The following is a 13,462-nucleotide window of genomic DNA, read 5'->3' as shown; positions in this document are numbered from 1 at the left end:
CGATGCTGAGAGTTGCCATTGGACGGCGACTTTCAGCAGTCGTTCGACGACGCAGAGTGATCATATGGCTCCACCTCTACCCGGCCCGCTGGCCCACCTGGCCCCCCTGCTGGACCAGTACGGCTACGTGGCCGTCGGCGTACTGATCTTCATGGAGGACTTCGGCCTCCCCGCCCCAGGGGAGACGATCCTGCTCACCGCCGCGATCTACGCCGGGGCCGGGCAGCTGAACGTCGTCGTCATCATGGTGGTCGCGGTGCTGGCCGCCGTCGCCGGGGACAACCTCGGCTACCTGATCGGCCACCTCGGGGGCCGCCCCTTCATCCGCCGCTGGGGCCACTACGTCCTGCTGCCCCCGGAACGCTTCCAGAAGGTGGAGAGGTTCTTCGACCGGCACGGCGGCAAGGTCGTCGCCGTCGCCCGCTTCATTCCCGGACTGCGCGAGGCCAACGGCATCGTCGCGGGCACCATCGGCATGCCCTGGCTCCGCTTCCTGGCGTTCAACACCCTCGGTGCGACCCTGTGGGTCGCGGTGTGGACGGTGCTGGGATACACCGCCGGCACCTACATCGGCGAGATCTACGACGAGATCGCCCGCTACTTCACCTACCTGCTCATCGGCCTGGTCGTCCTGGCCGCCGGGCTGATCGCCCGGCACCTGCTGCGGCGCCGCCATGACCGCTGATGAGCACCCCTGATGATCACCTAAGGAAACGCGACGACCGCGATACGTGACCGAACGGGAAGATCCTGCTTGGCCGACGAGCATGACAATGATCAGAGGGGGCGTCGCGCTCGGGCCGGCGGTCGCGCTCGCCGGAGGGCCCACGGGATCGGGAGCCGATGGCCGGACGGTCGCGAGCTATTGTCTGTGCGCTCAGTGTCAAGGAACACTGCACTCTGTGCTAATGACTTCCATGATCGGCCGCAGCATACTGAGCACGCCGAATCCGCCGAGCGGATTCGACGCCGTAAGTTTCCAAGGGATTCTCAGTACCGGGGCAGGAAATGAAAATGAATCTCAGGCGATGGGGTGCCCTCGGCACCGCGGCCGTTTCCCTGGCAGGGGCCATGGTCGTCACGGGCGGCGCCACAGCGGCACACGCGATCACCGGGTGCACCTGGGGCACGATCTGGATCAACGGCCCCGCCGGCGCAGAGCTCCCGACGACGGCGCGCGGTCACTCCCACAAAACCGGTAACCACTACGTCAAATACACGAATTATAACCCCGATTCGAGGAAGTACGTCTGGCAGTGGTACGCCGACAACAGCGGCGGGAATGACGGTGACACCAAGGACACCTTTTACGGCTATAGCGCGTGCAGTAACACCCCGTGGTAGCGCTCACGAACGAGCGAGACCCCGGTTTGTGAAGGCCTGAATGGGAGGAGCTCTGTGAGCTCCTCCCATTCAGCTGGACGGGGCACCCCCGCGAAGACGACCGGCGCGTCCTCAGCGGCATCGGGTGGAAGGCCCGCACCGGCTCAGCCACGTAAACGGGGCAGCACGGCGCCGCGACCGTCCGGGGTGGCCGTGCGAGGAATCGTTCAAGCAGCGGGGTCTTCCGAGGGCGAAACGCCTTCCGAACCAGAACGGCGACTTCCCGGGAAAACCGGGAAGGCCACAACGCGTCTTACCGAGGCGCCCTTCCCGGCCGGCGAACCAGCGCTTTCACCCGGCCGCGCCCCTGGGCGGCGACGATCCGCTACGGAAGAGACGACGACGTGTTCTCCGACGCCTCCCGCGTGGCCGGTGAGGCCTTCACGAACCGGAGCCTCGCTCGTTCGTGAACGCTACCACGCGGGTTTAGGGCAATAGCTATAGCCGTAAAAGGTGTCCGTGGTGTCACCGTCCGACCCGCCGTTATTGTCGGCGTACCAGACCCAGGTGTACCGCCTCTCATAAGAATTGATTTTCACGAAGTCTTGGACGTAGTGGTTACCGGTGTTGTGGGAGTGACCGCGGTCCACCGACTTGGGCTCTGCGCCCTTGCCGCTGTTGATCTGGATCCAGTTCCAGTCGCACCGGGTGTCCGCGTGTGCCGCTGTGGCCCCGCCCGTGACGACCATGGCCCCTGCCAGGGAAACGGCCGCGGTGCCGAGGGCACCCCATCGCCTGAGATTCATTTTCATTTCCTGCCCCGGTACTGAGAATCCCTTGGAAACTTACGGCGTCGAATCCGCTCGGCGGATTCGGCGTGCTCAGTATGCTGCGGCCGATCATGGAAGTCGTTAGCACAGAGTGCAGTGTTCCTTGACACTGAGCGCACAGACAATAGCTCGCGACCGTCCGGCCACCGTCTCGCGATCACCATGCGGCGAATCGGAGGTGGGCCGTATCGGCGACGGCTCTCCTTGTGCGGAGCAGGAGCGCGGTCAGCACGGCCACCCCGGCCAGCGCCTGTACGGCCACCAGGGCACCGAGAGCGGACGGCTCGATGGCCAGTGCCAGTAGCGCGGGGGCGCAGCCGAACGCGGCGATGCCCACGCCGGTCATCGCCCAGACGGGCGGGCCCATGGGTATCGCGCCCCCCGAGTGTCGATGACCGGCATCGAGCGATCGACGGGACCTCGCCGTACCATCCGCTTTGCCGCATGGTGATCGCGAGACGGTGGCCGGACAACTGCGAGCCGCTGTGTGCGCTCAGTGTCAAGGAACACTGCACTCTGTGCTAATGACTTCCATGATCGGCCGCAGCATACTGAGCACGCCGGATCCGCCGAGCGGGTTCGACGCCGTAAGTTTCCAAGGGATTCTCAGTGCGGGGCGGGAAATGAAAATGAATCTCAGGCGATGGGGTGCCCTCGGCACCGCGGCCGTTTCCCTGGCAGGGGCCATGGTCGTCACGGGCGGGGCCACAGCGGCACACGCGGACGCCCGGTGCAACTGGAGCTGGACCACGATCAACGACGGCGCCGGCGCGGAGGGCCCGGGCGTGGCGCGCGGTCACTCCCACAAGACCGGCAACCACTACGTCGCAGACATGTTCTATAACCCTGATTCGAGGAAGTACCTCTGGAGCTGGTACGCCGACAATAACGGCGGGAATGACGGTGACACCAAGGACACCTGGTTCGGCTCCATCGCGTGCGATTATGCCCCGTGGTAGTGCTCACGAACGAGTGAGAGTTCGGTTCGTGAAGGCCTCACCGGCCACGCGGGAGGCGTCGGAGAACATGTCGTCGTCTCTTCCGTAGCGGATCGTCGCCGCCGAGGGGCGCGGCCGGGTGAAAGCGCTGGTTCGCCGGCCGGGAAGGGCGCCTCGGTAAGACGCGTTGTGGCCTTCCCGGTTCTCCCGGGAAGTCGCCGTCCTGGTTCGAAACACACGATCACCGCGTGCGACTGGGACTGGATCAGGATCAACAGCGGCGCCGGCGCAGAGCCCAAGACGGTGAGGCGCGGTCACTCCCACAACACCGGTAACCACTACATCAAAGGCTGAATGGGAGAAGCTCTGTGAGCTTCTCCCATTCAGCCAGACGGGGCATCCCCGCGAAGACGACCGGCGCGTCCTCAGCGGCATCGGGTGGAAGGCCCGCACCGGCACAGCCTCGCGAACGGGGCAGCACGGCGCCGCGACCGTCCGAGGTGGCCGTGCGAGGAATCGTTCACGCGCCGGGGTCTTCCGAGGGCGAAACGCCTTCCGAACCAGAACGGCGACTTCCCGGGAAAACCGGGAAGGCCACAACGCGTCTTACCGAGGCGCCCTTCCCGGCCGGCGAACCAGCGCTTTCACCCGGCCGCGCCCCTGGGCGGCGACGATCCGCTACGGAAGAGACGACGACGTGTTCTCCGACGCCTCCCGCGTGGCCGGTGAGGCCTTCACGAACCGAACTCTCACTCGTTCGTGAACGCTACCACGCGGGGTACTCGCAGAAGCTTTGGCCGTATTGGGTGTCCTTGGTGTCACCGTCGTTCCCGCCGTTATTGTCGGCGACCCAGAACCAGATGTACTGCCCATTACGGCTGGACCATATGAAGTCTTGGACGTAGTGGTTACCGGTGTTGTGGGAGTGACCGCGGTCCACGCTCGGGGCCTCTGCGCCGGCGCCGCTGTTGATCTTGATCCAGGTCCAGTCGCACCGGGTGTCCGCGTGTGCCGCTGTGGCCCCGCCCGCGATCATGGTCCCTGCCAGGGAAACGGCCGCGGTGCCGAGGGCACCCCATCGCCTGAGATTCATTTTCATTTCCTGCCCCGATACTGAGAGTCCTTTGGAAACTTACGATGGCGAACCCGTTCGGCGGATCCGGCGTGCTCAGTATGCTGCGGCCGATCATGGAAGTCGTTAGCACAGAGTGCAGTGTTCCTTGACACTGAGCGCACAGACAGCGGCTCGCGACCGTCCGGCCACCGTTGTATTTGGGGTAGAGCGAGTCGAATCCGTCGGGGTTGAAGTTGTGGATCACATCACGGACTTGGTCTTCGCTCAGGGCCCCGGCGAGTTGATGTTTTGAACGGGTTCGTTCGTAGTGGTCCATCGGCATAGGCAGGACAGGTAAGGAAACGCCAAGCCCGCAACGACCAAAAGGCACGGTTCCCGAAGATCAGAGGTGTCTAAAGCCGCCTGATCGAATGAGGAAACCGTGCCTGTCGCGCCATCATCGCTGATCAACGCTGTCGGCCGCGAGCAGATTGGGCAAACGAACACCGATTCTTCCGCCCGGTTGGACCTCATCGACCGGTTCACCCTGATTTCCGACCCGCGCTCAACACGAGGACGGCGCCACTGCCTGGCCTCGATCCTGGCGATCGTGGCATGCGCCACCGTGGCGGTGGGCGGCGACTGCCTGACCGCGATCGAACAGTGGGCCGACAACGCCCCCCAGCACATCCTGGCCGACCTGCACATCTGGCGCGACCCGTTCACCGGCCTGCACCGGCCGCCCAGCGAACGCACCATCCGCCGCGTCCTGGCCGCCTTGGACGGCGACGAACTCGACGCCTGCCTGACGACCTTCCTCAACCGGCCACCCGGGTTGCCCGCCGCCGAAACACACGACCGCCTCCCGGCACCGGCAAGCCGGCGCACCGAGCGCGAAGCCCGCCGCGCCGCCCACCGATCTCCCACCCCGGCACCGGGCCTGCTGCCGGCCTACGCCGTCGACGGCAAACGCCTCAAAGGCGCCCGCCACCCCGACGGCGGCCGCGTTCACCTGATCAGCCTGGCCGCCCACCTTGACGCCACCGTCCACGCCCAACGCCAGATCCCCGCCAAAAGCAGCGAGATCGGCGCCCTGGACACCCAGCGCGCCTCGGCACGACTACTGATCGAGGAGCATCACGCGCACTACGTCATGATCGTCAAAGCCAACCAGCCCACCCTGCACGCCACCGCCATCACCGCGCTGACCGGTACCGACACCGACTTCGCCGCCGTCACCCACCGCGAGACCCACCGCGGGCACGGCCGTACCGAGTACCGCATCCTTCGCACAGCCCCGGCCGACGGCATCGATTTCCCCTATGCCGCTCAGGTCTTCCGTGTCCTGCGCCACCGCGGCGGCCTGGATGGCATACGGCACAGCAAGGAGGTCTGCTATGGCATCACCGACCTGACCGCGCGGCAGGCCGGACCGGCCCACCTCGCCGCCTACGTCCGCGGCCACTGGAAAGCCATCGAAAACGGCGTCCATCACGTCCGCGATGTCACCTTCGCCGAGGACGCCTGCCAAGCACGGACCGCCACCTTGCCCCGCGCCCTGGCCGCTTTCCGCAACCTCGCCACCGGCACCCTACGCCGAGCGGGCCATGTCAATATCGCCCACGCCCGCCGCGAGCACGGCTACGACCACCAGCGCGTCCTCGACCTGTTCAACCTCGGACCGAAGTGATCACACCGACCAAATCACAAACTTGCCGGGGCCCTGCTACACCCCCGAGGCGGTCAAGGTCATCACCGATGCCGCCGCGACGCGCGGCGTGCTGTGGATCTCGCCCCTGACCGACAACATCGGCAACCTGCCCGTCACCCCCGACCAGATCGAGGCGATCAAGGCCGCGTTCGCCGCCGGGTACGGCCCTCCCAGCTGCCCCGGCTGGGAGACCAGCCAGGCCGAGGTGACCAAGAAGCTGCAGGAGGTCATCTACGGCAAGTCGGAGGCCAAGCCCGCTCTCGACGCCGCCGCCAAGATCATGGAGCAGAACGCCGGCTGATCCCCAACCTCGCCTCCGGCTGGTCGCGCCCTCCGACGCGGCCGGTCCGGTCCTCACCGAAAGGGGAACACGATGGCCACCGCTGCCGTCGGCCGCCGCGAAGGGCCTCACTCCGGTGCCGGCGCCCGGCGTGTGCGGCGGAACATGACGTCCTACGTGATGCTCCTGCCGTTTCTGACCTTGTTCGCGGGCTTCGTGATCTGGCCCTTGCTCAACTCCCTCTATCTCAGCCTCCCCACGTTCAACGGTGTCACGCCGCCCGAGTTCGCCGGCCTGGCCAACACCGTGCTCGGCTGGGCCGGCGGCGATCCGGTGGCCTGGCTGGCCACCCCCGGGCTTACCATTCCGATCATGGTGCTGATGGCCACCTGGTCCGGCATGGGGTACGCGATGGTCATCTTCGTCGCCGGGATCCACACCATTCCGGAGGAGTACTACGAGGCGGCCAGGATCGACGGCGCCACCACCTGGAAGCAGTTCAGGGGCATCACCCTGCCGCTGCTGCGCCCGGTCACCACCTACGTGGTCGTCACCACGATGATCGCCGCCTTCCAGGTCTTCGAAGCGGTCTACATCGTCTTCCGCCAGGTCAGCAGCGTGGGCGGAGTGCTCGACTCCGGCCTCATGATCGTGCCCTACCTCTACGACATGGGCTTCACCAAGTTCCAGCTCGGCTACGCCTCCGCGATCGCCTGGGCGCTCTTCCTGATCATTTTCGTCATCAGCATGGTGCAGCTGCGCGTCGGCCGCGCCACCAGGGAGCTGTGATGGCCGTCGAGACCGGACCCGTCTCGCGCGTGGCCACCTCCGCGCGCCGCGGCGGCGTCCACGGCCGTCCTCGCCGGTCCACGTCCTGGTCCGGGTGGGCGAAGACGCCGCTCCATCTGCTGGCGATCACCATGATCGTGCCGTTCTACTGGATGGTGATCACCGCCTTCAAACCGGTGTCGGAGATCACCCGGAACCCGCCGTCGTTCGTCCCGGAAGGCCCGACGACCGTCGGCTACAGCGATCCGGCGTGGCGGCCCGACGCCGACACCCCCGGCCACGTCGCCGGTCTGTTCCAGCGTTTCACCGAGGTGGACCTCAGGTTCTGGCGGTTCGCGATCAACAGCGTCGTCATCGCCGCGGCGGTCACCGTCCTGGCCCTGCTGGCTGCCTCCCTGGCCGCCTACGTGATCACCAAGCACGACATCAGGGGCCGCAGGGTGATCTTCCTGATGATCCTCGGCTCGATGATGATCCCCTGGCAGACCACGCTGATCCCCAACTACCTGGTCGTGCGCAACCTCGGCTGGATCGACAGCTACCTCGGCTACATCGTCCCGGCGATCCCCAAGGCGTTCGTCGTCTTCTTCCTCGTGCAGTACCTGCGGTCGATCCCGAACGACCTCATCGAGGCGGCCAGGATCGACGGCGCGGGGGAGTGGCGTATCTGGTGGCAGGTCGTCATGCCGCTGCTGCGACCCGCGCTCGCCGCGATGTCGATCTTCGTGATGCTCAACGAGTGGAACAACTTCCTCTGGCCGCTGATCATCGTGGAGAGTGACCGGATGGCCAACCTTCCCGTCGCGCTGGCCCGGCTCAACTCGGCCTTCACCGGGGCCCAGCACATGGGCGTGATCATGGCCGCGTCGCTGCTCGCCTCGCTGCCGACGGTCGTCTTCTTCCTGCTGTTCCAGAAGCACTTCACCGGCGGCATCGCCATGTCCGGTCTCAAGGGCTGACCTCGCCCGGGGCCGGACCCCCCTTCACCAAGGAGAACCACTTGAGCACCTACCGTCCGCTGCACGACGGCTGGACCCTCACGGCCGTCTCGGAGGACGTCCGGATCGCGGGCGTGGCCGCCACCGTGCCCGGCTGCGTGCACACCGACCTGCTGGCCGCCGGCCTCATCGAGGACCCCTACCTGGACGACAACGAGAACCGGCTCACCTGGATCGGCCGTACCCGCTGGTCCTACGCCACCGCCTTCACGTGGACCGCCGACGGGCACGACCGCACCGACCTGGTCTGCGAGGGGCTCGACACCGTCGCCACGGTCATCCTCAACGGCGTCCAGGTCGCCACCACCGCCAACCAGCACCGCTCCTACCGCTTCGCCGTACGGCACCTGCTGCGTGAGGGTGACAACACCCTCACCGTGCTCTTCGACTCCCCCTACGCCTACGCCGAGTCGCAGCGGGCCGTGCTGGGCGACCGCCCGGGGGCCTACGGCGAGCCGTACCCGTTCATCCGCAAGATGGCCTGCAACTTCGGCTGGGACTGGGGGCCGACGCTGGTCACCTCCGGCATCTGGCGGCCCATCGGCCTGGAGAGCTGGAGCGGGGCCCGGCCGGCGTCGGTGCGGCCGTCGGTGGGCGGGGACGGGCGGGTCGAGGTGCACGTCACGGTCGAGCGGGCCACCGACGTGCCCCTCACGCTGACCGCGGAGGTGGCCGGGGTCTCCGCGGAAACGGAGCTGGCCCCCGGTGAGCGCGAGGCCGTGCTCACCCTCACCGTGCCCGAGCCGCGGCTGTGGTGGCCGCGCGGGTACGGCGCGCAGGACCGCTACGAGCTGGCCGTACGCCTCGGTGACGGGACGGGGCAGGGGACGCCCGAGGAGACGTGGACGGGGCGGATCGGTTTCCGCGACGTGCGCCTCGACCGGACCGGCGAGGGGTTCACCGTGGTCGTCAACGGCGTGCCGGTGTTCGTGCGCGGCGCCAACTGGATCCCCGACGACTGCTTCCCGGCCCGCGTCACCCGTGAGCGGCTGGCCGGGCGCTTCGGCCAGGCAGCCGGCGCGAACGTCAACCTGCTGCGGGTCTGGGGCGGCGGCCTGTACGAGAGCGAGGACTTCTACGACCTGGCCGACGAGCTCGGCCTGCTCATCTGGCAGGATTTCCCGTTCGCCTGCGCCGCCTACCCCGAGGAGGAGCCCTTCGCCGCCGAGGTGGCGGCCGAGGCGCGCGAGAACGTCACCCGCCTGTCCTGGCATCCCTCGCTGGTGCTGTGGTGCGGCAACAACGAGAACATCGAGGGCCACGCCGACTGGGGCTGGCAGGCGGAGCTGGACGGACGCACCTGGGGCGCGGGCTTCTACTACGACCTGCTGCCCCGCGTCGTCGCCGAGCTCGACCCCACCCGCCCGTACTGGCCGGGCAGCCCCTACTCGGGCCACCCCGACCTGGCGCCCAACGACCCCGCGCGCGGCACCGTCCACATCTGGGACGTGTGGAACCGCGAGGACTACACCCGCTACGGCGCCTACCGTCCCCGCTTCGTCGCCGAGTTCGGCTTCCAGGGCCCGCCCGCCCACGCCACGCTGCGCGGCGCCGTCAGCGGCGAGCTGGCCGCCGACGCGCCCCTCGTACTGCACCACCAGAAGGCCGCCGACGGCAACGTCAAGCTGCTGCGCGGCCTGGGCGAGCACCTGCCCCAGCCCGCGGGCTTCGACGACTGGCACTACCTGACCCAGCTCAACCAGGCCAGGGCGGTGGCCTTCGGCATCGAGCGCTTCCGCTCCCTGGCCCCCCACTGCGCGGGCACGATCGTCTGGCAGCTCAACGACTGCTGGCCGGTCACCTCCTGGTCGGCCGTCGACGGGCGGGGACGGCGCAAGCCCTTGTGGTACGCGCTGCGCCGCGTCTACGCCGACCGGCTCCTCACCGTCCAGGACGGCGCCGTGGCCGTGGTCAACGACGGCCCGGAGCCGTGGGCGGGCGAGCTGGAGCTGCTCCGCCTGGGCCTGGGCGGGGAGCTCCTGGCCAAGGAGAGGACCGCCGTCGAGGTGGCGCCCCGCTCGGTGGCGAGGATCCCGCTCCCGGCCTCGGTGGCCGTCCCCGCGGACCCGGCCTCCGAACTGCTCGTGGCCCGGCTCGGCGATCAGCGCACCGTTTCCTTCTTCGCCGAGGACACCCGGGTCGTCTTCCCCGAGGCCGTCCACGACGCGCACGCCGAGGTGGTCGAAGGCGGCTACCGGGTCACCGTGACCGCCCGTGCCCTCCTGCGCGACCTGGCGCTGTTCCCCGACCGCCTCGACCCGGAGGCCTGGGTCGACGACATGCTGCTGACCCTGCTCCCCGGTGAGAGCGCCGTCTTCCACGTCGCCACCCGGCGACAGCTCGACCCGGCGGCCCTCGTCAGCAGCCCCGTGCTGCGCTGCGTCAACGAGGTACGGCCGTGACCGTCCTGGCCGTCGACATCGGCGGCACCAAGTTCGCCGCGGCGGCGATCGGCGCCGGCGGTGAGATCCGGGCTCGCGCCGAGGTGGCGCTGCCGGGCTCCCGTCCGACGGAGGAGACACCGGCGCAGGTGATCTCCAGGATCACCGGCAACGTCATGCGCGCGGGCCTGACGTCACATGCCGGGACGGACTGACCGGTCGTCGGGGACGAGGCGGTGCCGAGGGTCGTTCTTGCGGACGGCGCGGCCTGCGGTGAGGAGCAGGGCGACTGCGCCGAGGACGAGGAGTGTCTGGCCGACCAGGTTGACGGTGCTCGCGGCGTCCATGAGAGACAACAGAACGAAGCCGCCCCAGCAGTAGGTCAGCAGCGCACCGCCCGCCAGCGCGAGCCGGTGCGCCGCGCCCCAGCCGTCACATCGCGACCACCGGATGATCACAACTGTCATCGCGGCGATCAGCCCGAGGCCCATGGCGACGCCCCACCAACTCTCGGGACGGGAGAAGAACAGCCCGGTCGCGACGGTCCCCGCCACCCCGGCCGGCCACGGGTTCGGTGCCCGTCGATCCACCGCCGGACGGGGACGGCGTCCGATGGCGAACGCGACACCGATCAAGACCGCGAGCACGGCGACCGTGCCGACCCTCTGCGGCACCGATGCCAGAAAGCCGCTCTCCTCGTACAGGCCGTGGAACAGGGCGGCCGAGCCGAGGGCGAACACGACACAGGTCACGGCCAGGCCGGACCTGCCCAGCCAGGGGGTGGTGCCGCGCTGGGGCACCAGGGCTTCGACGACGGCGATCGGGGCGCCGATGCTCCAGATCGCGTGCCCGCCGACGAACGCCAGGGCGTTGTTACCGCTGATGCCCAGCGCCGGGACGGGCGCCCCGCTCTGAAAGTCGTGGTCCTCGATGAAGGACGGGTTGAACAGTGACTGGTCGAGCAGGCCCGCCTCCAGCAGGCCGTAGGCCGATCCGAGCACCAGGATCGACGGCCAGCCGCGCCCGGTGCGCCGCACCACTTCACGGATGAGGATCGCGCCGCCGCCGTACATCGGCGCGAGGAAGAGCACTCCCGTGATCTCGGAGGCGGGAATGTTGCCGAGCAGGTACTCGCCGACCAGCGGGGCGAGGAAGAACAGTCCGATCGCGGGGGCGATCCGCCGCATCCACCCCGGGCGCTCGACCGGGGCCGGCATCTGAGTCACGAGTGGTCCCGCCCGTCGCGCCGGCGGTCGTCATCATGCGTGGGGATTGTCATGCCGACGACGCTATGTTCGTACGGCGTACCGCCACATCGGGCGCGAGAGTGGCCTCCGTCCCCGACTTTCGACGGAGCGTGGCCGTACGGATTCGACCTCAGATGGAGCGCGGCCGTACCAGCCCGACATCGTAGGCCAGCACGACGGCCTGCACCCGGTCACGCAGACCCAACTTGCGCAGCACCGCGGACACGTGCGTCTTGACCGTGGCCTCGGTGAGCACCAGGCGCTCGGCGATCTCCGCATTGGACAGCGCGAGCGCGACCAACCGCAGCACCTCGACCTCCCGTTCGCTCAACCGGCCGAGGTCGGCCGGCGGCCCGGCGGGATCGGGCAGGACGGAGGCGAAGCGGTCGAGCAGCCTGCGGGTGACCGACGGCGCCAGCAGCGCGTCGCCGCGCGCGACCACCCGGACCGCCTCCACCAGCTCGGCGGGCCGTACGTCCTTGAGCAGGAAGGCGCTCGCCCCGGCGCGCAGGGCGGCGAACACCGCCTCGTCGACGTCGTAGGTGGTCAAGATGACGACGCGGGCCGGGCTGCCGGAGGCGACGATCCGCCGGGTCGCCTCCAGGCCGTCGACGTCGGGCATCCGCACGTCCATCAGCACCACATCGGGTCGCAACCTCTCGACCAGCGCCACCGCCTCGCGGCCGTCGCCGGCCTCGCCCACCACTTCGAGGTCGGCCCTGGCCTCCAGGATCATCCGGAAGCCGCCGCGGACCAGCGCCTGGTCATCGGCCACGAGCACGCGGACGCTCACCGCGCCTCCCGCAACGGCAGCCGCGCGTGGACCCGGAACCCGCCGCCGGGCCGCGTTCCGGCATCGAGCGTGCCGCCGAGCATCGCGGCACGCTCGCGCATCCCCGCGATCCCACGTCCAGCGCTGTTCCCCGTGCTCGCCGCACCGCGGCCGTCGTCGAGGACCTCCAGCTCCAGCACTCCCGAGGAGGCGCGGACGGTCACCTGCGCGTGACCGGCGCCGGCGTGGCGCAACGTGTTGGTGAGCGCCTCCTGCGCGATCCGGTAGGCGGAAAGGTCCACCCCCGCCGGTAGCGGGCCGGCGGAGTCGATGCCCTCCCGCCGTACCGCGACCTTCAGACCGGCGGCGCGCAGCGGCTCCACGAGCTCCCCGAGGCGGTCGAGTCCGGGCCGCGGGTGCGGTGACTCGCCGTCCGCGTCCGGTCGTACCGCCGCCAGCAGCCGGCGCAGCTCCCCGAGTGCTTCGCGGCCGGCCGACTCGATCGAGCGCAACGCCGCACGTGCCTGGTCCGGGCGCTCGTCGAAGACGTCGTCGGCGGCGGCGGCCTGCACCACGATGACCGAGACGCTGTGCGCGATGACGTCGTGCAGCTCGCGCGCGATCCGGGCCTGTTCCTCGCCGGCCGCCCGGCGTGACGCCTCCTCGACCGCCGCGCGCCGGTTGCGTACGGCCTCGCCCAGCGCCCAGGCCACCACCGGAAACGCCATCGCGAACTGCGCGTCGCCGGTGGCGGCGGTGAGGAAGTTCAGGGCCGTGAGGCCGAGCAGCCCCGCCAGCGCGGGCACCGACACGCGGGGCGGCCGGGTGGCTGCCAGCGAGCCGATCGCGACCAGGCCCGCGAACGGGAAGATTCCCTGCGGCGCGAGGAGGTGGACGACGAGCCCGCCGGCGAGTGCGATCGCCATCACCGGCACCGGATGGGAGCGCCGCCACCACAGCGCCGTGCCCTGCGCCGCGCCGGCAAGCATCCCGAAGATCGTCAGCGCCGCCGCATGCCCGGTCGAGTTGTCCACCACCAGGGCGGTCAGATACAGCCCGATGACGAGCGGGACCGCGACGTCGGCGATCCGCCGGAGCCTGCTGCGGAGCGGACGGCGCACGCTCGGAGTATCGCAGAT

General features: G+C 69.1%; 15 protein-coding genes. 9 read left to right on the top strand and 6 right to left on the bottom strand.

Features of this window, described 5'->3' with window-relative positions:
- Positions 1-64 precede the first annotated feature (64 nt).
- Positions 65-685: a DedA family protein gene (locus tag SROS_RS25625; RefSeq protein WP_012891820.1), complete on the top strand. Its 621-nt coding sequence runs from the start codon at positions 65-67 to the stop codon at positions 683-685.
- A gap of 329 nt (positions 686-1,014) precedes the next feature.
- The gene (locus SROS_RS25620) at positions 1,015-1,344 is read left to right on the top strand and encodes a hypothetical protein (protein WP_012891819.1); all 330 of its coding nucleotides are present in this window, start codon (positions 1,015-1,017) and stop codon (positions 1,342-1,344) included.
- A 452-nt stretch (positions 1,345-1,796) separates the two neighbouring features.
- On the opposite strand, the gene SROS_RS25615 is transcribed toward SROS_RS25620, so the two are convergent.
- The gene (locus tag SROS_RS25615; protein WP_012891818.1) at positions 1,797-2,129 is read right to left on the bottom strand and encodes a hypothetical protein; all 333 of its coding nucleotides are present in this window, start codon (positions 2,127-2,129) and stop codon (positions 1,797-1,799) included.
- A gap of 181 nt (positions 2,130-2,310) precedes the next feature.
- Complete coding sequence (locus SROS_RS25610) at positions 2,311-2,520, bottom strand: hypothetical protein (protein ID WP_043652932.1); 210 nt, start codon at positions 2,518-2,520, stop codon at positions 2,311-2,313.
- Positions 2,521-2,782: 262 nt separating this feature from the next.
- On the opposite strand from SROS_RS25610, the gene SROS_RS25605 reads away from it, so the two are divergent.
- On the top strand, positions 2,783-3,112 hold the full coding sequence (locus SROS_RS25605) for a hypothetical protein (protein ID WP_012891817.1): 330 nt from the start codon (positions 2,783-2,785) through the stop codon (positions 3,110-3,112).
- A gap of 745 nt (positions 3,113-3,857) precedes the next feature.
- Here the strand turns inward: SROS_RS25605 and SROS_RS25600 are convergent.
- Positions 3,858-4,184 (bottom strand): hypothetical protein, encoded by a 327-nt coding sequence (locus SROS_RS25600; protein WP_012891816.1) that lies wholly within the window; start codon positions 4,182-4,184, stop codon positions 3,858-3,860.
- 403 nt (positions 4,185-4,587) lie between these two features.
- On the opposite strand from SROS_RS25600, the gene SROS_RS25595 reads away from it, so the two are divergent.
- The 6 genes from SROS_RS25595 (at position 4,588) to SROS_RS53970 (ending at position 10,519) form a co-directional block, all read left to right on the top strand.
- The gene (locus SROS_RS25595) at positions 4,588-5,835 is read left to right on the top strand and encodes an ISAs1 family transposase (RefSeq protein ID WP_012891815.1); all 1,248 of its coding nucleotides are present in this window, start codon (positions 4,588-4,590) and stop codon (positions 5,833-5,835) included.
- Positions 5,836-5,857: 22 nt separating this feature from the next.
- Positions 5,858-6,157 (top strand): hypothetical protein, encoded by a 300-nt coding sequence (locus SROS_RS25590; protein WP_012891814.1) that lies wholly within the window; start codon positions 5,858-5,860, stop codon positions 6,155-6,157.
- Positions 6,158-6,301: 144 nt separating this feature from the next.
- Positions 6,302-6,925: a carbohydrate ABC transporter permease gene (locus tag SROS_RS25585; RefSeq protein WP_169369382.1), complete on the top strand. Its 624-nt coding sequence runs from the start codon at positions 6,302-6,304 to the stop codon at positions 6,923-6,925.
- Complete coding sequence (locus SROS_RS25580; RefSeq protein WP_012891812.1) at positions 6,925-7,884, top strand: carbohydrate ABC transporter permease; 960 nt, start codon at positions 6,925-6,927, stop codon at positions 7,882-7,884. The genes SROS_RS25585 and SROS_RS25580 overlap by 1 nt, the downstream gene beginning before the upstream one ends.
- A gap of 41 nt (positions 7,885-7,925) precedes the next feature.
- Entirely contained in the window at positions 7,926-10,325 is a 2,400-nt protein-coding gene (locus SROS_RS25575) for a glycoside hydrolase family 2 protein (protein ID WP_012891811.1), read from the top strand.
- A complete protein-coding gene (locus SROS_RS53970; protein ID WP_012891810.1) occupies positions 10,322-10,519 on the top strand; it encodes an ROK family protein in 198 nt (65 codons plus the stop codon). The genes SROS_RS25575 and SROS_RS53970 overlap by 4 nt, the downstream gene beginning before the upstream one ends.
- Here the strand turns inward: SROS_RS53970 and SROS_RS25565 are convergent.
- The 3 genes from SROS_RS25565 to SROS_RS25555 all read right to left on the bottom strand — a co-directional run bounded on the left by SROS_RS25565 (position 10,499) and on the right by SROS_RS25555 (position 13,444).
- Complete coding sequence (locus SROS_RS25565) at positions 10,499-11,530, bottom strand: hypothetical protein (RefSeq protein WP_052317042.1); 1,032 nt, start codon at positions 11,528-11,530, stop codon at positions 10,499-10,501. The genes SROS_RS53970 and SROS_RS25565 overlap by 21 nt on opposite strands.
- A 151-nt stretch (positions 11,531-11,681) precedes the next feature.
- Positions 11,682-12,344, bottom strand: coding sequence for a response regulator (locus SROS_RS25560; protein ID WP_012891808.1), 663 nt, complete (start codon positions 12,342-12,344; stop codon positions 11,682-11,684).
- Positions 12,341-13,444 (bottom strand): sensor histidine kinase, encoded by a 1,104-nt coding sequence (locus tag SROS_RS25555; RefSeq protein WP_012891807.1) that lies wholly within the window; start codon positions 13,442-13,444, stop codon positions 12,341-12,343. The genes SROS_RS25560 and SROS_RS25555 overlap by 4 nt, the downstream gene beginning before the upstream one ends.
- Positions 13,445-13,462 lie beyond the last annotated feature (18 nt).

It is taken from the genome of Streptosporangium roseum DSM 43021, assembly GCF_000024865.1.
Taxonomy (GTDB): Bacteria; Actinomycetota; Actinomycetes; order Streptosporangiales; family Streptosporangiaceae; genus Streptosporangium; species Streptosporangium roseum.
Note: the sequence above shows the minus strand (reverse complement) of the source record. Positions and strands in the feature narration are given on the sequence as shown.